At 39.3% G+C, this 25,024-nt stretch carries 26 protein-coding genes; 4 read left to right on the top strand and 22 right to left on the bottom strand.

Translation table 11 applies throughout. From position 1 onward, the window contains the following. Nucleotides 1-117 precede the first annotated feature (117 nt). From CBF29_RS01135 to CBF29_RS01155, 5 genes are read right to left on the bottom strand one after another with little or no spacing between them, the layout of a single operon-like run. Nucleotides 118-546 carry an MmcQ/YjbR family DNA-binding protein gene (locus tag CBF29_RS01135; RefSeq protein WP_245987221.1) on the bottom strand — a complete coding sequence of 143 codons (429 nt, stop codon included), beginning with the start codon at nt 544-546 and terminating at the stop codon, nt 118-120. Between the two features lie 2 nt (nt 547-548). Continuing rightward, nucleotides 549-944 carry a VOC family protein gene (locus tag CBF29_RS01140; RefSeq protein WP_126806391.1) on the bottom strand — a complete coding sequence of 132 codons (396 nt, stop codon included), beginning with the start codon at nt 942-944 and terminating at the stop codon, nt 549-551. A gap of 41 nt (nt 945-985) precedes the next feature. Further along, nucleotides 986-1,771, bottom strand: coding sequence for a helix-turn-helix transcriptional regulator (locus CBF29_RS01145; protein ID WP_126806393.1), 786 nt, complete (start codon nt 1,769-1,771; stop codon nt 986-988). 39 nt (nt 1,772-1,810) lie between these two features. Continuing rightward, nucleotides 1,811-2,689 (bottom strand): DUF3307 domain-containing protein, encoded by an 879-nt coding sequence (locus CBF29_RS01150; protein ID WP_126806395.1) that lies wholly within the window; start codon nt 2,687-2,689, stop codon nt 1,811-1,813. Beyond that, nucleotides 2,677-3,558 carry a hypothetical protein gene (locus CBF29_RS01155; RefSeq protein ID WP_126806397.1) on the bottom strand — a complete coding sequence of 294 codons (882 nt, stop codon included), beginning with the start codon at nt 3,556-3,558 and terminating at the stop codon, nt 2,677-2,679. The genes CBF29_RS01150 and CBF29_RS01155 overlap by 13 nt, the downstream gene beginning before the upstream one ends. Before the next feature lie 311 nt (nt 3,559-3,869). Here CBF29_RS01155 and CBF29_RS01160 point away from each other — a divergent pair, with 311 nt between their 5' ends. Next, complete coding sequence (locus CBF29_RS01160) at nt 3,870-4,190, top strand: hypothetical protein (RefSeq protein WP_126806399.1); 321 nt, start codon at nt 3,870-3,872, stop codon at nt 4,188-4,190. Nucleotides 4,191-4,196: 6 nt separating this feature from the next. Further along, nucleotides 4,197-4,376, top strand: a complete 180-nt coding sequence (locus CBF29_RS01165; RefSeq protein WP_126806402.1) for a DUF6440 family protein — start codon at nt 4,197-4,199, stop codon at nt 4,374-4,376. Nucleotides 4,377-4,452: 76 nt separating this feature from the next. Here the strand turns inward: CBF29_RS01165 and CBF29_RS01170 are convergent, their stop codons facing one another. The 8 genes from CBF29_RS01170 to acnA all read right to left on the bottom strand — a co-directional run bounded on the left by CBF29_RS01170 (nt 4,453) and on the right by acnA (nt 13,938). Further along, complete coding sequence (locus CBF29_RS01170) at nt 4,453-5,163, bottom strand: tyrosine-protein phosphatase (protein WP_126806404.1); 711 nt, start codon at nt 5,161-5,163, stop codon at nt 4,453-4,455. A gap of 34 nt (nt 5,164-5,197) precedes the next feature. After that, nucleotides 5,198-5,983 (bottom strand): PhnE/PtxC family ABC transporter permease, encoded by a 786-nt coding sequence (locus CBF29_RS01175; RefSeq protein WP_126806406.1) that lies wholly within the window; start codon nt 5,981-5,983, stop codon nt 5,198-5,200. Between the two features lie 12 nt (nt 5,984-5,995). Then, complete coding sequence (gene phnE / locus CBF29_RS01180; RefSeq protein ID WP_245987222.1) at nt 5,996-6,796, bottom strand: phosphonate ABC transporter, permease protein PhnE; 801 nt, start codon at nt 6,794-6,796, stop codon at nt 5,996-5,998. Beyond that, nucleotides 6,789-7,604 (bottom strand): phosphonate ABC transporter ATP-binding protein, encoded by an 816-nt coding sequence (gene phnC, locus CBF29_RS01185; RefSeq protein WP_126806408.1) that lies wholly within the window; start codon nt 7,602-7,604, stop codon nt 6,789-6,791. The genes phnE and phnC overlap by 8 nt, the downstream gene beginning before the upstream one ends. A gap of 1 nt (nt 7,605) precedes the next feature. Next, nucleotides 7,606-8,526 (bottom strand): phosphate/phosphite/phosphonate ABC transporter substrate-binding protein, encoded by a 921-nt coding sequence (locus tag CBF29_RS01190; protein WP_126806410.1) that lies wholly within the window; start codon nt 8,524-8,526, stop codon nt 7,606-7,608. Nucleotides 8,527-8,787: 261 nt separating this feature from the next. Continuing rightward, nucleotides 8,788-10,059, bottom strand: a complete 1,272-nt coding sequence (gene icd / locus CBF29_RS01195) for an NADP-dependent isocitrate dehydrogenase (RefSeq protein ID WP_126806413.1) — start codon at nt 10,057-10,059, stop codon at nt 8,788-8,790. 3 nt (nt 10,060-10,062) lie between these two features. Continuing rightward, the gene (locus CBF29_RS01200; RefSeq protein WP_126806415.1) at nt 10,063-11,208 is read right to left on the bottom strand and encodes a citrate synthase; all 1,146 of its coding nucleotides are present in this window, start codon (nt 11,206-11,208) and stop codon (nt 10,063-10,065) included. Nucleotides 11,209-11,238: 30 nt separating this feature from the next. Continuing rightward, nucleotides 11,239-13,938, bottom strand: a complete 2,700-nt coding sequence (acnA, locus tag CBF29_RS01205) for an aconitate hydratase AcnA (RefSeq protein WP_126806417.1) — start codon at nt 13,936-13,938, stop codon at nt 11,239-11,241. 260 nt (nt 13,939-14,198) lie between these two features. Here acnA and CBF29_RS01210 point away from each other — a divergent pair, with 260 nt between their 5' ends. Continuing rightward, nucleotides 14,199-14,396 (top strand): hypothetical protein, encoded by a 198-nt coding sequence (locus tag CBF29_RS01210; RefSeq protein WP_126806420.1) that lies wholly within the window; start codon nt 14,199-14,201, stop codon nt 14,394-14,396. Here CBF29_RS01210 and CBF29_RS01215 read toward each other — a convergent pair. The 9 genes from CBF29_RS01215 to CBF29_RS01250 all read right to left on the bottom strand — a co-directional run bounded on the left by CBF29_RS01215 (nt 14,364) and on the right by CBF29_RS01250 (nt 24,193). Next, on the bottom strand, nt 14,364-15,482 hold the full coding sequence (locus CBF29_RS01215) for an RtcB family protein (RefSeq protein ID WP_126806422.1): 1,119 nt from the start codon (nt 15,480-15,482) through the stop codon (nt 14,364-14,366). The two genes, CBF29_RS01210 and CBF29_RS01215, sit on opposite strands and share 33 nt — an antisense overlap. Before the next feature lie 134 nt (nt 15,483-15,616). After that, entirely contained in the window at nt 15,617-16,147 is a 531-nt protein-coding gene (locus CBF29_RS01220) for a GNAT family N-acetyltransferase (protein WP_126806424.1), read from the bottom strand. 220 nt (nt 16,148-16,367) lie between these two features. Next, nucleotides 16,368-16,718, bottom strand: a complete 351-nt coding sequence (locus CBF29_RS01225; protein WP_126806427.1) for a DUF2200 domain-containing protein — start codon at nt 16,716-16,718, stop codon at nt 16,368-16,370. 64 nt (nt 16,719-16,782) lie between these two features. Further along, nucleotides 16,783-17,307 carry a GNAT family N-acetyltransferase gene (locus tag CBF29_RS01230; protein ID WP_126806429.1) on the bottom strand — a complete coding sequence of 175 codons (525 nt, stop codon included), beginning with the start codon at nt 17,305-17,307 and terminating at the stop codon, nt 16,783-16,785. Between the two features lie 265 nt (nt 17,308-17,572). Next, nucleotides 17,573-18,793 (bottom strand): dihydrolipoamide acetyltransferase family protein, encoded by a 1,221-nt coding sequence (locus tag CBF29_RS01235; protein WP_126806431.1) that lies wholly within the window; start codon nt 18,791-18,793, stop codon nt 17,573-17,575. A gap of 16 nt (nt 18,794-18,809) precedes the next feature. Further along, complete coding sequence (locus CBF29_RS01240) at nt 18,810-19,832, bottom strand: alpha-ketoacid dehydrogenase subunit beta (RefSeq protein ID WP_126806434.1); 1,023 nt, start codon at nt 19,830-19,832, stop codon at nt 18,810-18,812. A 28-nt stretch (nt 19,833-19,860) separates the two neighbouring features. Further along, the gene (locus tag CBF29_RS13825) at nt 19,861-20,826 is read right to left on the bottom strand and encodes a thiamine pyrophosphate-dependent dehydrogenase E1 component subunit alpha (protein ID WP_211334224.1); all 966 of its coding nucleotides are present in this window, start codon (nt 20,824-20,826) and stop codon (nt 19,861-19,863) included. Between the two features lie 12 nt (nt 20,827-20,838). Continuing rightward, the gene (gene lpdA, locus CBF29_RS13830; protein WP_211334225.1) at nt 20,839-22,176 is read right to left on the bottom strand and encodes a dihydrolipoyl dehydrogenase; all 1,338 of its coding nucleotides are present in this window, start codon (nt 22,174-22,176) and stop codon (nt 20,839-20,841) included. Between the two features lie 205 nt (nt 22,177-22,381). Further along, nucleotides 22,382-24,193 carry a sigma-54-dependent Fis family transcriptional regulator gene (locus CBF29_RS01250; protein WP_126806436.1) on the bottom strand — a complete coding sequence of 604 codons (1,812 nt, stop codon included), beginning with the start codon at nt 24,191-24,193 and terminating at the stop codon, nt 22,382-22,384. Nucleotides 24,194-24,402: 209 nt separating this feature from the next. On the opposite strand from CBF29_RS01250, the gene CBF29_RS01255 reads away from it, so the two are divergent. Then, entirely contained in the window at nt 24,403-24,711 is a 309-nt protein-coding gene (locus CBF29_RS01255) for an MTH1187 family thiamine-binding protein (protein ID WP_126806438.1), read from the top strand. The last annotated feature ends 313 nt before the right edge of the window (nt 24,712-25,024 follow it).

A 25,024-nucleotide genomic window follows, 5' to 3' on the forward strand; every position in this document is an offset into this window, starting at 1 on the left:
TAGAAAAAATCATAACCACCCTTGTATAGAGTGGTTATGATTTTTAACTTTACAGTAGATTCCTTTGTAATAAATCGTTAAATTTTCAATCTTTTGACTTTTAATAGAAAAATTTTATTATTTTTCTCTTCCAACCTCTCGATCACTCAACTCTTGTCGAACTTTTTTAGACAACCCCGCCACCACTAACTCATAGGAGTGTTTCAGCAAAGCACGTAATTCTTCAAGACTAAAGGTTGACTCTGAGAGTTTAATCGAATTCCAGTGAGTTTTATTCACATGATACCCGGGAATCACAAATTCATACTGCTCACGAAGAAGCTCGTTATCTGCCGGCAACCCTTTAATTGTCACAATAGGTCCATGGAGAGGATTATCCATAGAGAGACAAAAAAATTTCCCGGTAACATTGAAATAGTCGCATTCCCAGTCTTTACGATAATAGACATTCGCCCCCGGCCATTCAGATAGACTTTCTTTAAGGTCCTCTAAGATGGCACAACTATCCTTTTCCTTGTGTTTCATCTTTTTTTCATCAGGTTCCAAATTTAATCCATGCTCCCCTCTTTGAGTGTTTCGCAAAATAAGCTAAGGTAATTTCCATCGGGATCTTGTAGGATGGCATAATACTGACCCCAAAAGGCATTCCAAGGATCTTTAAAAATATTAAATCCGGCTCGTCTTACCTGTTCAACTTTTTGCTCCAATAATAGTGGCGTATCACATAAAAAAGCCAGTTCCAGTCTTTCTCCCGTCAGTGCTGGCTCAAAACCGTAAATTCCAGTAATCATTTTCTTGGAATTCAGAGAAATCCTAATAGCAGGACTAACTAACTCTGTGTAGTCGTCAGACTTCTCCCCTTTTACTTCAAAACCTAATATCTGGTAAAAATCAATCGCTTTGGCCATATCCTCTACAATGATGCCAATCATATCCAGCTTCATATTATCTCCCCTTTCTCTTAAGCCTATTGTAATAAAATTTTCTAAGTGTTGCTTGTATAATTACGACACGCAAATAAAATCTGTCTCGGAGATAACCCGCTATACTTCTTAACGGTTTTGGAAAAATGTGCCTGATCATGAAAATGATAAGCATAAGTCACATCAATAAATGATTTTTGACCCTTCTGGATTTCCTGTAAGACATTCTGAAAGCGTATCGTATCGTACAATTCATAAGGAGATAACGCTATTTCTTCTTTAAATTTCCGCTGAATACTGCGTTCAGAAATCACTTCTTTGCGAATCACTTCTTTGTAAGTTAAATTGCTGGAAGCATTTTTGATAAAGTTGTTTAAAAATATTTCTGAACCCAACGATTTTCTCTCTGACAATTTATTTAAAAAATAAGTATCTAATTGGTTGAGCAAACTGGAAAGGCTGGGAAATTTCTCATACCTTTTGATAAACGCAGAAAAATCTGCAAAGTATTCTGAATTTGACAAAGAATCATTTTTTTGGCCAGCTAAAGGATATTCCAAAATCAAAGGAAAACCTTGCAAGTAAAACCTGATGCCGACAATTATATCGTCTTCATTCCCCTCAAAAATAAAATAATCTGTTTGAGGCGTTGAAAAGAATAGTTTTTCAAGTCTTAGATTTTGTGAAAATACCAAAATAATATCTCCGCAAAAATCAGGCAGCACCCGATGATGAGAATCTCCCACCGGACTGACCCAAAAGGTTTGAATCAACTCCTTTAACGCAGGATGTGGAGGAAGTTCGAAATATTCGGAGCCATGATGGGATAAAATAACTGGTTGATACATCTTACAGCTCCTTTCATAATCATAAGGCAGCAATTTTCCTCACACCATCCAAACAAATCGCAAGAAATAACCGAGCATCAAAGAAAACATAATACTTAGCATACTGCCGATTAAATAATATTCTGCAAAGCTTTTATCATCGAATTGTTTAAAACGTGTCAGTGCCTTCATGGCGATAATGAAAGAGATACCTGTAATGCTGTCGGCTAAACAGAGGATCAAAATCAGCAGTCGCTCCAGGATACCTATCCACATGCCGGCTTTTTCCGGGGAATCAGTGACATAGGTGGCCTTCTTGATGGTAACTTTCTCAATGATATGCGGCCGCTCATCTTGCTGACGGCATTCTTCCATTTTTATTTTTTCTCTGATTTCATTGTCAGGTTTAAAATAACTTAGCACACTGGCAATCAAATAGCCCACAAAAAACACGCTCAATAATATCACGATGATTGTCAATAAAATCTGGGTACTAAAAGGAAGCTGTATTTCCTTCTGAATAAACGCATCAAAAAAATGATAAAAATTAAATTTGATGCCAAATATCCATGTGACTACCAATACAATTATTGTCAAATGGATAAGCTGATCTAGTACATATAGACCTGTTTGCACAGCCATCCTGATATGAGGGGTACTGATAAACTGGTCGATATGTTTTTTTAGTCCTTCTTTTGCCGAATCAACCAGAAAATGAAAAAGACTGATCAAAACAATTGTAAGCAATATACGATAGATCAACGCAAAATTCACCTTCGAAAAGAAAAATAAAAAAATCACTGACAATAGGCCGCTGACGATAATATGTGTCATCACATGGGTGCGTATGCCTTTTTTAGTTTCTTTCATACCCTGCTGCTGCAAAGGAAAATCTGCCAATAAATGCCCGATGATCAATACCAGTGTTAAATTTCCCATGGGCGCACCTCCGGATATTTTTTGAAACGTTGAAAAAGATGGTGCTTAAAGTTGATTTCCCAATTTTCTCTAGTGGAATGAATTTTCTGCCGGTTTTCAAAAATAGTTTCTTCTGTTTTTTCAGGCTCGTGCAGAAACTGCCGGGAAAGTATTTGCTTGTCTGAAACATCAGCGGACGGCCGATGCAAGAGAGCAAGTTGCTGATAGGCTTCCAGTGTTTCGAGTTTTTCAAGTAATAAATTAGAAGTTTCTGCTAACAAATCTGATTTTCCACGATTGTAACCGGCAGAGACAGTGGCTTGAGTTTTATTTAATTCCTCTGCCACTAACTGCTGTTTATCTAATAAACTATAAAGGGAATAAACCTCCCGTTGACTGTTAGACTGCTCATTAATCAACAAGGATTGCAGATGAAATAAAAATTCCATCTCTGTATTCATGCTTGTTTTTGATAGCATTGAAAAATCAGACATGGACATAGCAAAATAACTTTGTCTGTCCCCTGTCTTGATTGCCTCTGTTTTTTCCCGTGCTATTTTGATGGACGGATGGTTCCAAGATTCCAGTTCGCCGATTTCGCCAATGTCTTTTTCAAATTCTCCCAAAGCTATCCCAAAATACGGCATGGCTTCTCTAAATTTCCATTGGCTCAACAGATGGTTAGCCAAAAGATAGGCACTGAAATAATGTTCGGCCACGCAAATAATCTCATCCCCCATCCGATACTTTGCCTTTATCTGAATATTTGAAGAAAAATCATTCAGGGTCTGTTCCCAAAAGGATAAGTATTGAGATAGCTGTTGATAGTTTTCAAATTTACTGGAATCTGTCACATCCATAATAAATATGGAAAATAATTTATTCCTCATGGCTGTTCCTCCTTGCTAACTAAAATAAATATAGACGAAAACGACTATACCACTACCCATATAGATGTTTACGTCTATATTATATATCATATAGATGAATTCGTCATTATTAATTAAACGCAGCAGGAGTTTATGAGAGAGTTTTTTTCCGAGAAACTGCTTTTTGTCACTGTTATGATAGTTATTGCTGCAACGCTATATCAAAAATATCAGATTATTTTTCATTGTTCTGACAGCTATGGTTTGCTTTAACAACAGATATCTTTTAAGCTTGGACTAAGTATGATTGGAATAAAAAAGGAGTTGGCAGTATGGACTATCATATGTCTGAAGGCTTGGCTGTTATTGCTGTTACGTTGGTTTTGATAGTTCTATTTCTATTTTTGACACGACAAGCGAAATGGCTACTTTCAGATAAAATCCTGCTTCTCATCACGGGTATTTGTTATCTTCTGGATACGATTTGGTGGTTGTTTTATCTTGACTATCCATACACCGCCATTTATTTCCAATATAAAAATCATACCTTGCAACTGACGGTTTTTTTTGTGATTGCACTGGTCAGCTTTGTACTTTTGATTATCAACAGATGTTATAGATTAAGAAGTACCGGAAAAAATGGAAGGAAGTGAGTCACTATGTTAGAACGTTTTGAAATTGATATACAAAAAGGACTTGGATTAATGGTGGATGTCCGGGTGATTACTGACACTCTCACTGGTGTTCAATACTTAGTCGTTGCTAGCGGATCTGGAACAGCCCTCACACCATTGATCGATGCTGAAGGCAAACCGCAGCTTGCTCCTAGAAATCCTTGAAAATCAGCCAAAAAATCATGGGACTAAAGAATCAGATTGACTCCTCAGTCCCATGAAATTTTTTTATTCAGACAAATTAAAAACTTAAACACTTGTATCGCAGCATCTCCATTGTTTCTTTTTTGGCCCCATAATATTTCAAATAATTTTCGGAACCTTGGTATTCACTATCCAAGAAATCCAACACTTGTTCCATCCATTCCCGACGGCTCTGAAGGAGTTCACCGTAGTCTGAACGACTTTTAAACAAGGGATTTTGACTTAAATAGGTGTAAGTCGTTTCGTAATTGGCTAAAATATCACCTTTGCCTGCCCCTAATACACTTAATAATAAAGCGGCGAGGACCCCTGTCCTGTCTTTACCAGCAGCACAGTGGAACAAGACCCCTCCGTTATTGTCATCGGCAGTAATTTCAATCAGCTGACGAAATTTTTCTCCGCCTTCTTTGAGAAACTGAATGTATAAATCTCCCATAGAAACATTATCCACATCATATTTCGTCACATCATCAACCCCCTCTGAAGACATCAAAGGTAAATGGACTAAGGAAAAATCATGAGGATTAAAATTATAACCCGTCTCTTCTCTTTCCTGATTGGATCTTAAATCAATGATTGTTTTTACGCCGTATTTTTTAAGCCAGTCAACATCATGAGGGGTGACTTTTGACACATCGTCACTTCTAATCAGTTGAGCCCACTTGGTAAAGTTGCCATTTCTAGTGGGAATTCCTCCTAAATCACGGGTGTTGAACGTTGTTTCTAATGGTAGTCGTACAAAAGACATTACTTTTTCTCCTTTTCTATAACCTTGATATATTTTATTTAGTAACAGTTTTAATCCGATTAACAACGATTTCCAATGCCAACATGGTGACAAAAATCATCAGGATAATCGTTGATATTTTAGGATAATCATAACTGCCGATGGCGCGAGTCAACAGTGTTCCGATGCCGCCAGCCCCGACAATCCCTAGTGAGATGGACTCGGCCACATTACTTTCCACCCTGATCGCAATCCAACTCAAAAACATATTGCTCACACAAGGAAAGACCCCTTCCGTGATAATCTGTATTTTGGAAGCACCAGTTGCTTTCATCGCTTCAATCACATCTTCCGGAACTTCTTCGATACTGCTGATAAAAGATTTTCCTAAGTAACCCACGGTAGGAAAAATTAAACCGATCAAGCCGGATATAGTGCCAAATCCCATACTGGCAACGATCATCAATATCCAGACTAAAGATGGAATCGCCCGAATAATTGAAATGAAGCCTTTGATAAAATAAGAGAGGTAACGATGAGGGGTGATATTTTCTGCCCCAAAAACCGCAAAAATAAGGGAAAATAACGTCCCGCCAATCAAGGCTGCAAAAGCGATAGTGACAGATAGAAATAATTCTGACATTATTTCAGCCAAATCTGTCAGATCCAACTGAAGAAAATGCTGCAGAACACTGCCCGCCTCCTTCGCTCTACTCACAAAAGTAGCTAAGTCCAGATTCAAAAGAAGCACACTGGCGCTAAAAAGCACTAAGGAACCTGCGCCCATCAAAATTTTTCTCAGCAAAGATTTGCTGTCAGTTAATTGAATTTTTCTTTCCATATCCCTCTCCTCTTACAAAATCGCTTTTCTGATTTTTGTGACTGCAAATTCCGTCAAAAGAATGAGGATGACTAAAGTAATAATAAGCGCCAGAGCCTCCTGATATTTAAACAAGCGGATATTGGTTTGTATCATAATACCTATCCCCCCGGCTCCCACCATTCCCAAAATTGCGGAAGCTCTTATGTTAATTTCAAAAGAAAAAAGTGTCCAGTTGACCCAAGAGGGAATAAATTCAGGCATCAAACCATTCACGATGACCTGTATAGGAGAGGCACCGTTCGCTTTTAAGGCCTCCAGCTTCGTGTCTGCGATGTCGTCAATAGTCTCAGCATATGACCGAGTCAAAAACCCTAGAGTCGCTAATATCAAGGCTAAAAGCCCCACCATACTCCCTATGCCAAAAATATACACAAGGAGGGACGCCCAGACCAGTACCGGAATATTTCGTACTAACGATGAAAACGTACGGACAAGCCAGCGGACAAGGGCAATCGGATTAATGTTTTCCGACATGGCCAACCCCAAGATGAATGCCAGAATTGCGGAAATATAAGTTCCCACGACTGCAAACAAAAGCGTCTCAATAATCAAAGGGACATAATTTTTAAAACCGGAAAAATCCGGCGGGAAAAAGTTTTCTCCAAAGAAGCTGACGATAGACGGATAGGCAGTCAAAATCTCCAAAGGATTGACTTTTAAATAAATAAAGGGAAAAGTGATAAAAACTAAAACCATCATATAGGTGAGTCTTCGCTTAATCACTGACATCTGCTGTAAAGGAACTGATGGATTGTGGCCGCTACTATTCATAAACAGCTTCTCCTTCTGCAACAAAGCCAGGCACTGGCAATATGACTTCCTGTTTCTTTTCTGGTAGATGGTAAATATTTTTGATGATATCCTCACTTAATTCTTCGCTCGTCCCATCAAATACGATCTCGCCTTCACGAACACCAATAATTCTCGTGGCATATTTTTTTGCCACTTCCACCTGATGGAGATTGACGATACAAGTCAAGTCTCGTTCTTCTGTTACCTTTTTTAAATAATCCATTACCACTTCAGAAGATTTCGGATCTAGTGAAGCAATAGGTTCATCTGCCAAAATAAGTGACGGTTCCTGCATAAGCGCACGACAGATGCCGACACGCTGCATTTGCCCGCCGGATAAATCCTTTGCCTGTTGATAGAGACTATCCTGTAAACCGACAGTTTTCAGCAGATTATAGGCTTGCAGACGATCCTCCTGACTGTATAAGCCAAAGGTGCTGACCCAAAATGGCACACTTCCAAGTTTGCCATTCAACACGTTTTTTAAAACATTGGTACGGGAAATCAAATTATAGTGTTGGAAAATCATGCCTATTTTTCCCCGCAGCTGTCTTAACTTCTTTCCTTTTGCTTTTGAAATATCTTCTCCATCAAAAATAATTTCTCCTTCTGATGGTTTTACCAGCTGATTTAAACAGCGAATCAATGTTGATTTCCCTGCACCAGAAGGGCCGATAATCACCACGAATTCTTTAGGTTGAATTTCAAGAGTGATATTTTTCAATGCGATCTTGTTCCCATCATAACGTTTGCTAAGGTTCGTTATTTTAAGTAAAGGTCCTTTCATTTCAGTCCTCCTCCACATTCAAGGTTTTCAACATATCATTGGTTTCAGAATAATCAGCCAAATCCACTTCTGTGAAACGGGTGGTTTTATCTTTGTAGAAAGTTTCAAAATACTCTTCATCTTCGTACTGCAAATAAAATTCCTTAATCTTTTCTTTTAAGTCATCCGGCAAATCTGAACGCATGATGTACAAAGCATTAGGTATCACAGAGGTTTCCCCGATTATTTTAAAATCGTCCTCCTTGACTAATCCAGAGTCCGTCATCATTGAGATGATTTGTTTAGCCACAGCTGCTGCATCATAATCTCCTTTTGCCACACCCATCAAACTTGTGTCATGTTTCCCGGAATAAGCGACAGTTTTAAAGAAATAATTTGATTCTTCCATCTGATTAGGCTCAAGCCCCAACTCTTTGACTAAGGTGTATTTTGGATATAAATAGCCCGAAGATGATGCCGGGTCAACAAAAGCAAAATTTTTCCCTTCTAAATCTTTAAGGTCATTGATTTCATCATTATCCGACTTGGCTACAAACACCGTTTTATATTCTTCCGCATCTCCCGATTTAGTAGTAGCTACTGGTTCAACACCCTTTTCCACCCTCTTAGTCGCTTGATGGAGACTCATAGGACTGACCAATAAAATATCCAACTGTTGGCTTTTCATTGCCTCGATTCCTACGGCGTAGTCTGCTCCTTCCATCTGTTCTACTTCAATTCCAAGATAATCACTCATATCTTGTTCAAATTTTTTGTTTTTCCCGCCTGCTTCAGGATTGTTTTCATCAGGCATAGTAACAATTACCAGTTTTTCAGGCCAGCCATTCCCTTTGTCATCAGTTGCATTTGAGTCAGCACATGCCGACACCAACAGCACTAGAGATACCAGACTTAAAAACCATTTTATTTTCATTCGACCCATTTTTTTCCTCCGTTTGATAAAATATTTTAGATTGGTTCATTACTCACTATAAATTGTCTATGTAAAATAGAATCATAAAGTTTGTAAATTTCATGTAAATATTTATTTGCTGACATATCTCTCAACTAATTGACAATAGTTTCTAATTTAAGCCAACAAAAAAACAGCGAAGAAAAATTCTTCACTGGTTAGATTTTTTTATTCAATTCTAAGTTCTGCAAGACTTATTGATGATACATTTTTTAGATAAAACGAAAAATTTTAAGACATATTAGCAATGACACACTTAGCAAATTCTGTCGTACTGACCTCTTTTGCCTCTGCCATTTGCGTTGCAAAATCACTGGTGACCGTTTTATCTTGAATCGTCTGCTCCAATGCCTCGACAATCAGCTGCGACACATCCTGCCACCCCAGATAATCAAACATCATCGCTCCTGACAAAATAACTGACGAAGGATTGGCTTTGTTCAAGCCTGCGATATCCGGAGCTGTTCCATGAGTTGCTTCAAAAATGGCATGCCCTGTGTCATAGTTAATATTCGCTCCCGGTGCGATGCCGATGCCTCCCACCTGTGCTGCCAACGCATCAGAAATATAATCTCCATTTAGATTCAACGTTGCCACAACAGAAAAGTTCTCTGGCCGCAAAAGGATTTGCTGCAAAAAGTTGTCCGCAATCACATCGTTGATAATCAGACGGCCTGTTTGTTCAGCCTCTTTCAAAGCCGCTTCCGCTGCATCTACTCCCTTGTCAGACTTGATCGCTTCATACTGTCGCCATGTGAAGACCTGATTGCCATAGTCTTTTTCCGCAATATCGTAACCCCAGTTTTTAAAACCGCCTTCAGTATATTTCATAATATTGCCCTTGTGTACCAGCGTCACACTTGGTTTCTTTTCCAGCAAAGCATAATCAATAGCAGCTTTAACTAAACGATGAGTCCCTTCCTGTGACACAGGTTTTATTGCTAAACTGCTGCTTTCAGGGAAACGGATTTTGGTTACATCTAGTTCGTCTTTTAAAAAATCCAATAACTTCTGAACTTCTGGTGTGCCATTAGCAAACTCGATCCCGGCATAAATATCTTCTGTATTTTCCCTGAAAATTACCATATCTGTCCGCTCAGGATGTTTTAACGGTGAAGGTACTCCTTGAAAATAGCGTACCGGTCGTAAGCAAACATACAAATCCAACACTTGACGCATCGTCACATTCAACGAACGAAAACCTCCGCCGATAGGAGTCATTAAGGGACCTTTGATTGCCACCAAGTACTCTTTGATGGCGGTCAATGTCTGCTCAGGAAGCCACTCCCCTGTTTGTTTAAATGCTTTTTCACCTGCTAACAGCTCTTTCCAGATAACCTGTCGACAACCGCCAGATACCTTGGACACTGCAGCGTCAAAAACACTTTGAGCCGCCTGCCATATTTCTGGTCCAGTGCCGTCTCCTTCAATAAATGGAATGATAGGATAATCATTCACCCTTAACCCATGCGTTTCTTTTGTAATTTTTTTTCCTTCTGACAACCTTTACCCCTCCTGTATCGCTGAAACATTTTCCCGTAATTCCAGTGGAACAAATTTCAAATTCATTGGTCCGACATATTTAGAACGTGGACGAATCAAAGTATTTTCGCTTTTCTGTTCGAACACATGGGCAACCCATCCTGCTGTCCGGCTCATAGCAAAAATCAACGTAAACAAATCACTTTCGATACCTAAACTATGGTAGACTGTGGCCGAATAAAAATCTACATTAGGGATGATTCCCTTTTTTTCACGCATAAAATGCTCTACTTCGATTGAGAGATGATACCATTTTTCATCCTCAGTGCCTACAGTCAATTCCCGAGCCTTTTTCTTCAAATATTTTTGTCGAGGGTCCACCGTTTGATAGACACGATGGCCAAAGCCCATGACTTTTTCTTTCGAATCCAATTTTTCCTGCAAATACGTTTCGGTGTCGCCGCAAGCATCAATGGCTCGCAACATTTCAAACACCCGCTCATTTGCTCCTCCATGCAAGGAACCTTTTAAGGTAGCGATGCCTGTGGTGATACAGGAATACATATCTGATAACGTTGAGGCACAAGAGCGTGCAGCAAAGGTGGAGGCATTCAGCTCATGATCAGCATGAAGCACCAACCCCTCATTGAGGGACTCCTCTTGAACCTTTGTCGGCTCTTTTCCTTCCAGCATATAAATAAAATTTCCGGCAAAAGACAGGTCCTGACGGGGTGGAATTGGATCAAGCCCCCGACGCAAGCGGGAAAAAGCCGCAATGATTGTTGGCATTTTTGCTTGAATGTTGATAGCTTGAAGATAAGTGGCTTCCGGATCAGTCTTTTCTGCATCACGGTCGAATACTCCCAGCAGTGAAATGGTACTGCGCAGAACACTCATGGGATGCAGGTTTTCGCGACATTGAATCCGCAACGCTGCTTCGATCACATCTGAAATCTCCATATGGGCTTTCAAATCATCTGTTAATACTTTCAGTTCACTCACACTTGGCAATTTTAGATACCACAACAAATAAATCGTCTCTTCGAAACTTATCTGATGATCCACCAATTCCTCAATCGTATAGCCAGCATAGGCTAACTGTTCATCAATAATTGAGCTGATTCGTGTTTCACAGGCAAAGGTCCCTCTTAATCCAAATTCGACCGCCATCCTGAGCATCCGCCTTTCTTTTTTCTATTCTTATTCTTTTCCCAACTTTTTTCTGATAACCATCGGCAGAATCCCTTGATGCTGGTAATAGCGAATATCTGCTTGCGCATCAAAGCGGGCAATCGTCATAAACTCTTTCACATTTCCGCTGGCATCTGTAGCTTCTACTTTGACTTTTTCATGAATTCCCGGTTCTTTAGGTAATGAGATTGTAAAGGTTTCAGAACCTGTCAATCCAAGTGAGTGTGCGTCTTCTCCTTCAATAAATTGTAAAGGTAAAATCCCCATCATCACCAAATTAGAACGGTGGATTCTTTCAAAACTTTTAGCAATGACTGCCTTGACTCCCAACAGTTTTGAGCCTTTAGCTGCCCAATCCCGTGAAGAACCCATGCCGTAATCCGCTCCCGCTAAGATTACAGAGCCGACCTCGTCTTTCTGATTTTTCATAGCTGCATCATAAATCGACATGATCTCTCCTGTCGGCCAATAGGTCGTATAACCCCCTTCAATCCCGTCAGCAATCTGATTACGAATTCTGATGTTGCCAAACGTTCCGCGCATCATGACTTCATGATGTCCCCGACGTGAACCAAAAGAGTTGAAGTTTCGAGCCGAGACGTCATGGGACAACAAATATTTTCCTGCTGGAGAATCTGAGCTTATCGCTCCTGCTGGCGAAATATGATCTGTTGTGACTGAATCACCAAATTTTGCCAACACCCGAAGATTATGTAGATCAGCTTTTTTGTCCAAAGTAAGTGAAAGATCTTCAAAAAACGGCGGATTAGCAATATAGGTCGAAGCATCATCCCATTGATAAGTTGCCCCTTCACTGGTTTTGATGTCATTCCAATCCTGATTCGCAGCGAAAACATCAGCATAATATTTTTGGAAGATTTCTGGTGTCACGTATTCGACTATCAGTTCATTAATTTCCTCAGGCGTGGGCCAAATATCTTTCAAGTAAACCGGCTGTCCCTCTGTGTCAAAACCTAATGGATCTTCAGCCAAATTTTTATTGACATTTCCGGCTAAAGCATAAGCCACAACCAATGGAGGCGACGCTAGATAATTTGCTTTAGTCAGTGGGTGAATCCGCCCTTCGAAATTTCGATTGCCGCTTAAAACAGAAGTCACTAGCAGATCCTGTGCTTTGATTGTCTCTTCCACTTCTTCATCCAATGGTCCGGAATTTCCAATACACGTGGTACAACCGTAGCCAACCAAATAAAATCCTAGCGCTTCCAAATAGGGCAATAATCCCGAATCTTCAAGATAACCTGTCACCACTTGAGAACCTGGCGACAGAGATGTTTTTACAAACGGTGCCACTTTTAAACCTTTGTCTACAGCTTTCTTAGCTACTAAACCGGCTGCCAGCATTACATAGGGATTGGAAGTGTTCGTACAGCTGGTAATCGCTGCGATCACCACGCTCCCCGTTGTCAGCTCGTAATTTTCTCCCTTTAATTCTAACAAAGCTTTTTTGTTCAGTTCCGTTTCAGGTAAACCAAAGCCTTGATTTCCCTCTGGAGCTGTGACTGCTTTTTCAAAAGACTCTTTCATTTCCGTCAAAGGAATTAAATCTTGAGGGCGCTTAGGACCTGCTAAATTAGATTGTATCGTGGACAAATCTATTTCTACCACATCACTGTATTCAATGGCAGCTCCTTCTTCATAAAACAAATGATTCGTTTTTAAATAAGCAGCGACCCGTTTGATATGCTCCTCTTTTCTGCCTGTCAAACGCAGATAATTTAAAGTTTCTTCGTCCACAGGGAAAAATCCGCAAGTTGCGCCATTTTCTGGAGACATATTGGCAATTGTTGCTCGGTCTGCTAAAGTCAGTGACTGGATTCCTTCACCAAAATATTCCACAAATTTTCCTACCACATTTTTTTCACGTAAAACTTGTGTTACTTTCAGCGCCAAGTCTGTTGCCGTTGCCGCAGGGGCCAATGTTCCGGTGAATTTAACACCGATGACTTCAGGTGTAGGGAAATACGATGGTTCTCCCAACATACACGCTTCGGCTTCGATGCCTCCTACGCCCCATCCTAATACACCTAAGCCATTCACCATCGGGGTATGGGAATCTGTGCCAAAAACAGTGTCAGGATAAAGCACGTCTGAGTCATTCTCTTTCCCAGTTTTTACGACATCCGCCAAATACTCTAGATTTACTTGATGGACAATTCCAGTCGCTGGCGGCACCACACGATAGTTGCTAAAAGCTTGCTGTGCCCATTTCAAAAATTCATAGCGCTCTTTGTTGCGTAAAAATTCAAAGCGGCTGTTTTTTTGCAGTGCTTTCTCGTTGCCAAATGCATCCACTTGCACGGAGTGATCAATCACCAAATCAACAGGGACTTCCGGATTGATTTGATCAGCTTTTCCTCCCAATTTTACGATAGCTTCTCGCATCGATGCCAAATCTACAACAGCAGGGACACCTGTAAAATCCTGTAAAATAACACGGGCTGGTTTAAAAGGGATTTCTCCTGAAACATTATGAGGCTCCCAATGCATCAGCTGCTCAATATGTTTTTCAGTAATATCCAAACCATCTTCCTGCCGAATCAATGATTCCAGCAAAATACGAATCGTATAGGGTAATCTTTGCAAATCTGCTTGAGATTGGCGGGCGGCACTTTCTAAATCATAATAATAATATTCTTGGTCGTCATGCAATAATTGCCTGCGACTATTCTCCTTAAACGAGGACATCTTCTCACCTCTCGACAATGATTATATTTTGATTAGTATACATGATTTTTTTCTAATTGTAAATTAATCTTTATGTAATTTTCCTTATAATTTACAAAAAATAACGAATCATGAACTTTCAATGTGAATTAATCCTCAAATAGTTGAAAAATTTAAAGACTGCAGCCTTTACAAAATAAATGTTTATTGGCACAATGATGGTAGACAGACTCAATATCAGCACCTGTCTAAACAAAAGATAGATTAAAGGAGGACCTGATGTGACTAAAAGAAAAATAACTGTCAAGCCAAAAACAAGACAGATTGACCAAAATCCGGGAGACGTTCAAGCAAAACTACATCGCGGCACAGGCAGTCACGGAAAAACAAAATATTCACGCAAAGTAAAACACAAAAAAAGATTCTCCGAGTCGGAGAATCTTTTTTTAGTGTGCTTTAAAGTTATACAACGGTTTTAGCCGATGAGTAATCACAACAGTATCAGAAATATTCCCAATAATTTGTTCTACTGGCTTGTAAGCGTCTGGTGCTTCATCTAAAGTCCCCCGGACAACAGAACTTGTGTAAACATTCTTCATTTGTTCCTGATAAAGCTTAAAATCTAGTCTCTTCTTAGCTTGTGAACGAGATAATTCACGCCCTGCCCCATGAGGAGCTGAATAATTCCAATCTTCATTTCCCAGTCCTTCACAAATCAAAGAACCGTCCCGCATATTTAAAGGAATGACTAAACGCTCGGCTTTTTGAGCTGAGGTTGCCCCTTTTCTGATAATCTTATGTTCGAGATCAATAAAATTATGAATGGAGTCAAAACAATCGACTATCTTCCAATTCATCTCTCTAGTAATCCTTTCCAACATGGTCTTACGGTTGAGTGCAGCAAATTTTTGGGCAATCTGCATATCATTCAAATAATCAGTCAGATTTTTACCTTTTAGCGGTACCAGCTCTCTCTGATGGGTTGCTCCAAGCTTCTGACTCATTTCTTCAACCGCAAGTTTCTGATAGTAAGTGGCAATTTGATGCCCTAAATTTCTTGAGCCTGAGTGAACAGAGAGCCATCTGCTTCCCTGTTCATCCTCGGCGACTTCAATATAATGATTCCCGCCACCCAGTGTGCCGATGGACTGACGTGCCATCCTTATTGTATCTTTACTAAGAGGCAATAAAAGTTTTCCTAACTCATCATCAAAACTATTAGATGTGAAATCATGTTTTTCAAAACCGGAAGGAATCAATTTATTTATTTTCCGGTCTAATAATTTGAAATCAATCTCCGTCCCATAGTCCAGTTTGTGCATCAAAATACCACAACCGATATCAACACCCACGATATTAGGGACTACTTTATCAATCTCTCCATCAAATTTTATCGTTGTCCCAACGGTGGAACCTTTCCCCAGATGGCAGTCCGGCATGATTCTAACTTGGGTATTTTCAGTGATATCGTGGTCAATCATGGACTGAATTTGTTGTAGAGTTAATTCGTCCACAGTATCTGTGAAAACTTTTGCTTCCGCATACCGTCCTTTTAATGTCAGCATCCTGCTCCCCCATTCATCCATAGACTTCTTTTTTGCTATTGCAAATTTTTTGACACTAAATAAAGCCTTTTCTTCAAGTATACCAATATCATAGTTGGAAATCAAAAAAGAGCAGATTTCTCCGCTCCGATACTTTAAAAATAAGTATTAATCATTTGATAAACTATCCGCTCGCCATTTTTTATCGGCAAGTTTATTTCTCCACAATAACTAAAGCCTAACTCTGTCACCAAACGCTGCATAATCTTATTATTAGGATGAGTATCTATTCGGGTATCAAAATTTCCAACCTTGTTACCCTCTCGTATCAACCCAATCAACAAACGTTTTGCCAATCCTTGTTTTCGATAATTACCGTCTACAGCTATACGGTGAATGACCCTATAATCATTGGTTTCCTCCAACCATGACCCTGAAAGCAGCGTTTCATAGGTACTTTCAGGACCTTCGGCTAAGACTCCGTAGGCTAAAACTTTACCCGTTGCCCCATCTGTTAAGACATAGCCTTCGCCAGCTTTTATGTCACAAAATACTGTGGGGATTGACGGATGGTTTCCATCTTGCCACTGTGGTAATTTTTGTGATTTAAGGAAACTAACTGCAGAAGCAATGACTTTTTCAATTGATGATACATCTGCTTCAACTGCTTTTCTGATAATAAACATATTTAACCCTTTCAACTATCTTCATATAATCGTAGTACTTTGTACCAAACTTCCTTAAATAGTCCGGTAACATTGGTTCAGGCACAGCACTTAAAACTGATTGTAACCTCTCATTTGTCAAATGGTTCTGCTCCTATCGATGAGAAAAGGACTGAAGATGGCTGTCAATCTTTTTTAGGTCCTCAGCCACCATTGCCAATCTTCCCACTAAGTTGGTTGATTATTTTCTCAAAATTTTTTCCATCGCTTTTCCTTTTGCTAATTCATCAATCAATTTATCTAGATAACGTATTTTTTGCATAAGCTCATCCTCTATAGCCTCCACCCGATAACCGCAGATGACACCTTTGATCAACGAAGCATTGGTATTGAATTTGGGGGACTGATTAAAAAATGTTTCAATATCAACTTTTTCATCCAACTGATGCTGTAAACCTGCTTGGTCATAACCTGTCAGCCAAAAGATGATTTCATCTACTTCGGCTTTCGTCCGTCCTTTTTTCTCTGCTTTCTGAATATAAAGAGGATAGACACTCTCGAATGTCATTGTAAAAATTCTAGGCTTTTTCATCTTCCATTCCTTTCTGACTTCAAATCTAAAGTTTTATCGTGAAAAATGATAAATAAGTTAAATTTCAGTTACCATCTATCAAAATTTTCTTTGTATAGACCATTTTGCCAAATTCATCTGTTGCAAATTTTGAAAACCCGTTCTTTTCCCAAAAATTTAAATTCTTTTTATTCGAAGTATTTAATGCAATATAACTGGCTCCCTCGCGCTTTAAAAACTTTTCAAGCTCTCGAACTACTATACTGCCTATTCCCTTATTACGGTAATCTTTTTCAATACAAAAATCTAAAATAAAGGCTTTGCCATCTTCCTCTGTATAAATTTTGTACATGGTAAACCCTAAATAATTGTTTTGCTCATCAAACATAAAGACAAATGACAATGTTTGGCCACCAGCTTGTGCATGTTGGTGCAAGTCCATGATGATTTCATAGTATTCTTCCGATTGAAACCAAGCTATTATTTCTTGCAGTTCATCGTCTTTTTCCTCTAAATTCGGGAAAATATCTTCTCGTTCATAGTGTCTTTTTTTCTGCCAAAAATCGTTGACTTCCTCAACAGTGTTCATTTTTCGAAAAAATATTTCCATTACTATCTCCTAATAAAATTATTAGTCGATAATGTTTTGTTTATAGACAGCGATACCCTCTATCGACCAACAAGAACCTCTCGTCTTATTTTCTTCATGTCTTTTGTCATGACACACCAATCCTTTCGCCATAAGATGATTTTAGCAAAAACAGGCGGAGAAGTCATTTCAAAACTTCTATATTTGTTTCTCTTTTGAAAATGAAAATAACTTTTGAAGAAATAAAAAACTCCTCTGATGATGACCAGAGGAGTTTGAATATAAACTAGAAAACTAATAAATATGGTTGTTCCAGATAGTCGATTATTTTGTCTAAAAATTCGGCCGCTGGAGCACCATCTACCACTTGATGATCGAAAGTCAAACTCAAAGGTAATTCCTTTATTTCCACTACTTCTTTATCTTCATTAAATATTAATTTACTTTGAAGTGCCCCAACTCCCAATATACCAACTTCTGGAGTATTCAAGATTGGCGTAAAATACTCCACACGAGTATTACCTAGATTAGTAATCGTGAAGGTCGATCCGCTATATAGCTCTCCTGATAATGAGCCATCCAAGGCCTGAGAGGTGATGTCAGAAAATGTTTCGCCAATTTGCGCTAAACCTTTCAGATGGGTATCTCGTAACACTGGAACAATGAGACCGTCTGCCACAGACACCGCCACTCCCATGTGAACTTCTTGATGCTCAACCAAACTCTGCCCATCATACCATCTATTCATTTCAGGATAATCTTTCAGTGCTAAAGTCACAGCTTTAATCAATAATGTATTGATACTTAACGTGCGACGGTCTAACGTCTCGCCGACTTTTACTTTCATTTCTTTTCTGAAGGCCAGCAATTCAGAGACATTTGCTTTGCCATGTATGGTTAATTGAGCGGTTTGTCTCAAACTTTGGTGCATCCTTTGAGCGATGACCTTCCGCATGCCTTCCAGTCCCTCACCTGTCTGTACGACTTCACTGCCGACTGCCGTATGCTTAGGAATCGGTACATGTCTTTCCACATCACGACGGGTGATACGTCCATTTCCTCCCGTTCCAATGATTTCTGACAACTCATAACCTTTTTCAGAGGCAATTCTTCTGGCTAATGGGGTAGCAAAAATTCTTTCACCAGCATCTCTTTTGGCAATCTCAGTTTTTGGCAGACTACTTTTCTCTGTTTTATCTTCAACCTCTACAGGAGTGTCTGCCTCTTTCTCAACCACTTTTTCGTTCGCACCAGATTCGATTTTTTCCCCCGGCTCCCCTACATAACCAATTGCTTCTTTACACGGCACCACTTCACCCTCTGGCGCTACAATATCCAGCAGTACACCATCTATCGGCGATTCCACATCGTGTGTTAATTTTTCCGAACTAATGGAAACAATCATTTCGCCTTTTTCAACAGGGTCTCCAACTTTTTTATACCAGTGATCCACTGTTCCTTCTGTCATTGTTAATCCTAATGTTGGCATAATCAATGTTTCAGCCATATTATTTCACCGCCTTCTATTTTAAATCTTCGATTAGTTCACTTGCTTCTTCTAACACTCGTTCTTTGCTAGGTAAATATAACGCTTCTAAATTGCTGGCAAATGGCACTGGTGTATTCGGTGCACAAACACATTTAATTGGTCCGTCTAAATAATCAAAAGCTCTATCTCCCATTACAGAAGCGATATCTGTCGCCGCATTATTGTGTGGGTTCGCCTCATCAATCACAATCAAACGCCCGGTTTTTTTGACAGATTCTAAAATAGTTTCCTGATCCCAAGGGGCTACGGTAATCAAATCGATTACCTCTACAGATATGTCATTTTTTTCTAACTCTTCTGCCACATCTAATGCCACATAGAGCATTTTGCCAACAGTCACGATTGTCAAGTCTGTCCCTTCACGTTTGACTTTAGCTTTTCCTATTTCTACCTTGTAATATTCTTCTGGTACCTCATCCTTTATGCCATAAATAGTTTTATCTTCGGAAAAAACCACAATGTTATCATCTTCGATTGCAGAAATCAACAATCCTTTAGCATCGTAAGGATTCGAAGGAACTACTACTTTTATTCCCGGGATTGAGCCGAAGATACCATAATAAGAACCTGAGTGTTGGGCGGCTGCTGAAGCACCAGCACCGTGATTGGTTCGTACAGTCATCGGGATTTTCGCTTTGCCCCCAAACATATAGCGCATTTTAGAACCTTGACCCAGTAAAGTATCAAAACAAAAGCCGATAAAATCATTAAACATCAACTCTGGCACTGGACGAAGCCCTGTTGCTGCTGCACCTACAGCAGCTCCCATATAGCCCATTTCAGAAATCGGTGTGTCAATCACTCTGTCATAGCCATATTTTTCGACTAAACCTTTGGTGACACCGAACACTCCGCCCCATGCGCTTTCTCCTTCTAAATGTTCAACAGTCGTACCACCTGCAATGTCTTCGCCTAATAAAATAACTTTGTCGTCTTTAGCCATTGACAAATCTAATCCTTCATTAATCGCTTGCATAAACGTTATTTTTCTACTCATCATAGTCACTCCTAATCTTTTTATTTTTCTAGACCATAACGTCTTCCATTAAAGATTCTGGTTTTGGCAATGGACTATTTCTAGCAAAGACCACTGCTTCCTCAATAGCCCGAGCAGATTCTGCTTCGATTTCGTCTGCTTGCTCCGCAGTCAACCATTTATTTTTGATAGCTTCTTCCCTAAATAAAACAATATTATCTAAGTCAGCCCAATTTTTTTCTTCGCCATCTTTTGCTTTATATTTTTGCTCGTCTCCTTCAAAGTGTCCATAATTGCGGTAAGTCATGCATTCGATTAGAGTCGGGCCTTCACCTTTTCGTGCTCTATCTATTGCTTTTCCTGCTTCTTCATACACAGCCATCAAATCTTTGCCGTCTATCCGTACTCCTGGAATACCATAAGCAACACTGCGATCAGCGATGGTTTTTGAGCCAGAAGAATACGAAATTGGGGTAGCTTCAGCAAACATATTGTTTTCACAAACAAAAACGACAGGTAAATTCCAAATGGCTGCTAAGTTGATACCTTCGTGGAAACTGCCTTCGTTTGATGCACCATCACCGAAGAAACAAACGACTACATCATCTGTCTTCAAGTATTTGTTTCTTAATCCAGCACCTGCTGCGATAGCAAAACCGCCGCCTACCATGCCGTTAGCACCTAACATACCTTTATCGATATCTGCAATGTGCATGGAACCGCCCTTGCCTTTACATAGACCTGTTTCACGACCAAAAATTTCAGCCATCATGCCATTTATGTCACAACCTTTGGCAATACAATGTCCGTGTCCTCTGTGAGTACTGGTAATATAATCTTCATCTGTCAAATGGGCACACACACCTGTTGCAATAGCTTCTTCTCCTGCATATAAATGAACAAAACCCGGAATGTCACCAGTAGTGAAAATTCGATGAACCTCGTCTTCAAACTTGCGAATGTCATTCATCGTCTTGTACACCCATGCCGCTTTTTTCTTCGTCATTGTTTCCATTTTTTTTCCTCCTCAATCAATCATTTGATTCGCTAATTCACCCATCATTTCTGAGAGTGTAGGGTGAGCAAATGTCATTTGTTCCAACTCAAAAACTGTCCCTTCCGCCTGCTTAATGGCTAAAAGTGTATGAATCATTTCAGTCGCATTAGCACCAACGATGACTGCTCCAAGTATTTCCCGATATTTCTTATCCGCAATGATTTTAATGAATCCCAGTGTCTCGTTCCCTGCAATGGCACGACCATTAGCACTATAAGGGACACTAGCGATTAGCACCTCTTGACCAGACATTTCCGCTTCCTCTGCAGTCATCCCAAAACTAGCGATTTCTGGATGAGTATAGACACATCGAGGAACAGCGTCATTACTTAGAGGCAATTCTTTGTCGCCAAACATATGTCGAACAGCTTTAACTCCCTCCTTACTTGCTGCATGTGCCAGCATATAGCCTTCAATAATATCCCCAACTGCGTACACGTTAGGACTGTTTGTTTGATAATACTCGTTGACGTCAATAAACTTTTTTTGATTCGTTAGCCTTAAACCTAATTGACCTGCAAGTTCTAGATTGGCCTGACGACCTGTCACCACGAGAAGTTTGTCAAAGCTCACTTTTTCTTGTGCAAGGATTACTTGATGAGCTTGGACTTCTTTGATTTCTACTCCTTCATAAATCATGACGCCCATCTTTTTCAACTGTTTCTTGATAATATCTCTTGCCTGATTGTCTTCGGTCATCAAAATATTAGGTGCCGCCTCAATGACTGTCACTTGACTGCCGAGAGGTGCCATAGCAAAAGCTAACTCAATACCAATCACCCCACCGCCAATGATTACTAACTCTTTTGGTAAAGTCTGCAAATCGAAAAATGTCTCTGTCGTCAAATAATCCGTTGTTTCAAGTCCTTTGATTGGTGGAACGAACGGTCTGCTTCCAGTTGCCAACAACATATAATCAGTGGTCAAAATCTTATCATTCACTTGTACTTCGTAACGACTTTTTAAACTTGCTTCCCCTTCAAAATAATCTATCTTATGGTGTTTAAACAAATAATGAATCCCTTGCTGCAATTGTGTAACCACTTGATTTTTGCGGTCTACAAGTTTTCCGTAATCTACAAAATCTAATGTGTTCACCAAACCAAACCGATTTGCTTCTTTTAATTCTTCCATCCAACTTGCGTGTTTGAGGTAGGCTTTTGAAGGAATGCATCCTACATTCAAGCAAGTGCCGCCTATTTTTTGACGTTCAATTACTGCTACCTTTTTCCCCAGTTCTGCTGCTTCCACTGCTGCAACATAGCCGCCAGGACCCGCACCAATTACAATCAAATCATATTTTCCCATATCATCACCTTCCCTGATCTTTCTTCAATCATATATAAGCAACTAACGTGCCAAAATAAACCCCTTTCATTATCAGCTTTCTTTGTTTTAAAAATAAGACATGGGACAATTTTGTCTCATTTTGTCGCAACAAAACAAAAAAATAGGACACTTGAAGATTAATAATCTCCAAATGTCCTACATCTGTGTATTTTTAAATTGTTACTTAGGAACTAGCACTTTTTTTATTTACATCGATATGGTATTTATCTAATTTTCTATATAGCGTACTCCTAGCCATACCTAAGCGTTCAGCTGTTTGACTCAAATGATAATTTGTCTCTTTAAACATCTGAGTGATACGGTCCCTTTCGTTCAAAGGCTCAGAAGATGCTTCTGCGGGTATTTCCTTTTTCACCGTACCAATTTGAATCATTTCATGCACCTTTTTTTCGGGTGGAGCACTGAAAGGATAGAAAACATACAATCTTTCAAGAAAATTTTGAAACTCCCGAATATTTCCGGCCCATTCGTAGGTTCTAGCTATATTAATTACTTCATCCATCCAATCCGGTTCCCAATTTTTAGCGAGACAAAAATGTTCTGCAAGTTCATAAAGGTCTTCTTGCCGCTTACGAAGAGGGGGCAAAGTCAAGGGAACGACATATAAACGATAAAATAAATCTTCTCTGAATTTTCCTTCTTGAACTAACCGCTTCAAATCCCTATTGCTAGCTGTGACTACCCTAAAATCTGAGTGGATTTCTTTTTCACTCCCTAAAGGTGTCACTTTCTTCTCTTCCAAAGCTCTCAACAGCGCTACTTGCATCCGAGGAGACATGCTGTCCACTTCATCTAAAAATAAAGTCCCCCCATCCGCCTGCTCTATCTTTCCTTTGTATCCCTTGGACTGGGCTCCGGTAAAGGCTCCAGCAACATAACCAAAAAGCTCACTTTCTAATAAACTCTCACTCAATGAGCCACAGTTGACAGAAACCAACTGTCCTTTCCGCCGACGACTATTAAAGTGAACAGTTTTTGCTGCGACTTCCTTTCCGCTACCTGTTTCACCGTAAATATGAATTGGTAAATCGGACTCAGCAGCTCGGATTAACTGGTTTAAAAAAATTCGATACTGACGATTTTTAGATTCTATACCAAAGGTTACATAGTCATTTGGTTTATTTTGACGGGAAAATTGGAAATAGTACCCGATTAATTGTTCATTTCTCATAAGCAAACGTTGCCTGTAGTCTCCCTGACATTCCGCCAACAGACTATCTACAGATTGCCCGAGCCATTGCCTTTCTTCTTTGTCAAAATCTTTAGATAATCCAGCGACTCTCATTTTAGTATCGCAAAGGATACCATTTACAAAGGGGGTTTTCATGGCATCAAGTAATTCCTGTTTTCTATTTTCAAAATAATTAAGCATCAGCGTTTGCTGAACATTTTTTGCAATCATTTGCATCGCTAACATTGTATAGTTTGCATCAGACACTTCTTCCATCGTGGAGACATTTAAACAGGCAACAACTTCACCTTCGGGATCCAAAATTGGGGTGGAACTGCAAGTAAAAGGATGAGAAGCTTTTGCGAAATGTTCAAATTTTTCTACTGTCACACTTTCAATCGTTCTCAAAGCAATGCCGATTGCATTCGTTCCCACTGCTTTTTCTGTCCAGACATTCCCTTCCGTAAAATTAATGTCATTAGCCTGGTGGCGGGTAGAATCGTTCCCATCACGCCAAATCACTACGCCATTTTTATCAGTTAAAATGAACAATGGTTTTTTTACACGCAAAAATTCGTTTAACCGACTTAATTCATACTTTATAATATCAATCAACATTGACATGTCTTTCTTAAGTGTTATCAAAGAAGTTTGTGAAACAGCTTCGGTACCACGATTAAGGTAAGGGTTTACATTTTCTTTTAGACAGTACTGCCAAGATTCAGAAATAAGTTCCGGTAAGGATAGTTGCTCAGTATCACTTGATTTTACGTACGTTTCCCACATTTTTTCGACTGACAGCATCCCTTTGCACTCCTTTACATTGTATTTCTCATCTCAGTATACCATTATTTCACAAACAAAAAAACAAATTAACTCATTAATTAGAGTGATTTTATTATTAATAATAAATCAACTGTCAGGATTGATACTCTTTTCAGACAATGTTATATTGGAATCAAAAAGAAAAGGCACACAAGTCGCTTTTTTTTATACAATCAGGAGGTACTGTTATGAATACACTCGTTGCTGTAGCTATTGCACCCTTTGGACAAGGAGAACATCTGTCAGAATATGTAGCAGAAGTAGTCAAAGTCATTGAGGACTCAGGTCTTCCCCATCGCACGACTTCGATGTTTACTGAAATTGAAGGAGACTGGGATGAGGTGATGGCAGTGATAAAAGAAGCCACATTTAAACTTGCAGAAAAAGGTATCCGAACCGAAGTTATTTTCAAAGCCGATATCAAACCGGGACAAACAAATCTAATCGATAGAAAAATAAAAAGTTTACAGGAGAAGATGGAAGGAAAAGAAGATTAAGTTTATTATAATGACGAACTAATCAGGTTATCTTCAGAAAACTAAACAATGCAAGCATTATTTTCTCATCTTCTATTGATGCCAATGTTTTGATGCACGTTATACTTTTATTATCCATCATTATCAAATTGCGCGAAGTCCAACGATAATTTTTTTACAACCTAAAACAACTTTCTATTCGAAGACATAATGACTCGAACTGAAAGTTGTTTTTCTTCACTTTTCAACAATTCTAACATCTTTCTAAAATTACTGATTTTAGCTGTAAACCTATCTCTTATCAATCAACAATATTCCAAAAAAGAGGAATCAT

The organism is Vagococcus elongatus, from assembly GCF_003987645.1.
Taxonomy (GTDB): domain Bacteria; phylum Bacillota; class Bacilli; order Lactobacillales; family Vagococcaceae; genus Vagococcus_A; species Vagococcus_A elongatus.

Coding starts and splice junctions, on each gene's coding strand:
- CBF29_RS01140 (WP_126806391.1), bottom strand. CDS start 944: ATGAAGCTGGATATGATTGGCATCATTGTAGAGGATATGGCCAAAGCG.
- CBF29_RS01145 (WP_126806393.1), bottom strand. CDS start 1,771: ATGTATCAACCAGTTATTTTATCCCATCATGGCTCCGAATATTTCGAA.
- CBF29_RS01150 (WP_126806395.1), bottom strand. CDS start 2,689: ATGGGAAATTTAACACTGGTATTGATCATCGGGCATTTATTGGCAGAT.
- CBF29_RS01155 (WP_126806397.1), bottom strand. CDS start 3,558: ATGAGGAATAAATTATTTTCCATATTTATTATGGATGTGACAGATTCC.
- CBF29_RS01160 (WP_126806399.1), top strand. CDS start 3,870: ATGGACTATCATATGTCTGAAGGCTTGGCTGTTATTGCTGTTACGTTG.
- CBF29_RS01165 (WP_126806402.1), top strand. CDS start 4,197: ATGTTAGAACGTTTTGAAATTGATATACAAAAAGGACTTGGATTAATG.
- CBF29_RS01170 (WP_126806404.1), bottom strand. CDS start 5,163: ATGTCTTTTGTACGACTACCATTAGAAACAACGTTCAACACCCGTGAT.
- CBF29_RS01175 (WP_126806406.1), bottom strand. CDS start 5,983: ATGGAAAGAAAAATTCAATTAACTGACAGCAAATCTTTGCTGAGAAAA.
- phnE (WP_245987222.1), bottom strand. CDS start 6,796: ATGAATAGTAGCGGCCACAATCCATCAGTTCCTTTACAGCAGATGTCA.
- phnC (WP_126806408.1), bottom strand. CDS start 7,604: ATGAAAGGACCTTTACTTAAAATAACGAACCTTAGCAAACGTTATGAT.
- CBF29_RS01190 (WP_126806410.1), bottom strand. CDS start 8,526: ATGGGTCGAATGAAAATAAAATGGTTTTTAAGTCTGGTATCTCTAGTG.
- CBF29_RS01200 (WP_126806415.1), bottom strand. CDS start 11,208: ATGGCGGTCGAATTTGGATTAAGAGGGACCTTTGCCTGTGAAACACGA.
- acnA (WP_126806417.1), bottom strand. CDS start 13,938: ATGTCCTCGTTTAAGGAGAATAGTCGCAGGCAATTATTGCATGACGAC.
- CBF29_RS01215 (WP_126806422.1), bottom strand. CDS start 15,482: ATGCTGACATTAAAAGGACGGTATGCGGAAGCAAAAGTTTTCACAGAT.
- CBF29_RS01220 (WP_126806424.1), bottom strand. CDS start 16,147: ATGTTTATTATCAGAAAAGCAGTTGAAGCAGATGTATCATCAATTGAA.
- CBF29_RS01225 (WP_126806427.1), bottom strand. CDS start 16,718: ATGAAAAAGCCTAGAATTTTTACAATGACATTCGAGAGTGTCTATCCT.
- CBF29_RS01230 (WP_126806429.1), bottom strand. CDS start 17,307: ATGGAAATATTTTTTCGAAAAATGAACACTGTTGAGGAAGTCAACGAT.
- CBF29_RS01235 (WP_126806431.1), bottom strand. CDS start 18,793: ATGGCTGAAACATTGATTATGCCAACATTAGGATTAACAATGACAGAA.
- CBF29_RS01240 (WP_126806434.1), bottom strand. CDS start 19,832: ATGAGTAGAAAAATAACGTTTATGCAAGCGATTAATGAAGGATTAGAT.
- CBF29_RS13825 (WP_211334224.1), bottom strand. CDS start 20,826: ATGGAAACAATGACGAAGAAAAAAGCGGCATGGGTGTACAAGACGATG.
- lpdA (WP_211334225.1), bottom strand. CDS start 22,176: ATGGGAAAATATGATTTGATTGTAATTGGTGCGGGTCCTGGCGGCTAT.
- CBF29_RS01250 (WP_126806436.1), bottom strand. CDS start 24,193: ATGCTGTCAGTCGAAAAAATGTGGGAAACGTACGTAAAATCAAGTGAT.
- CBF29_RS01255 (WP_126806438.1), top strand. CDS start 24,403: ATGAATACACTCGTTGCTGTAGCTATTGCACCCTTTGGACAAGGAGAA.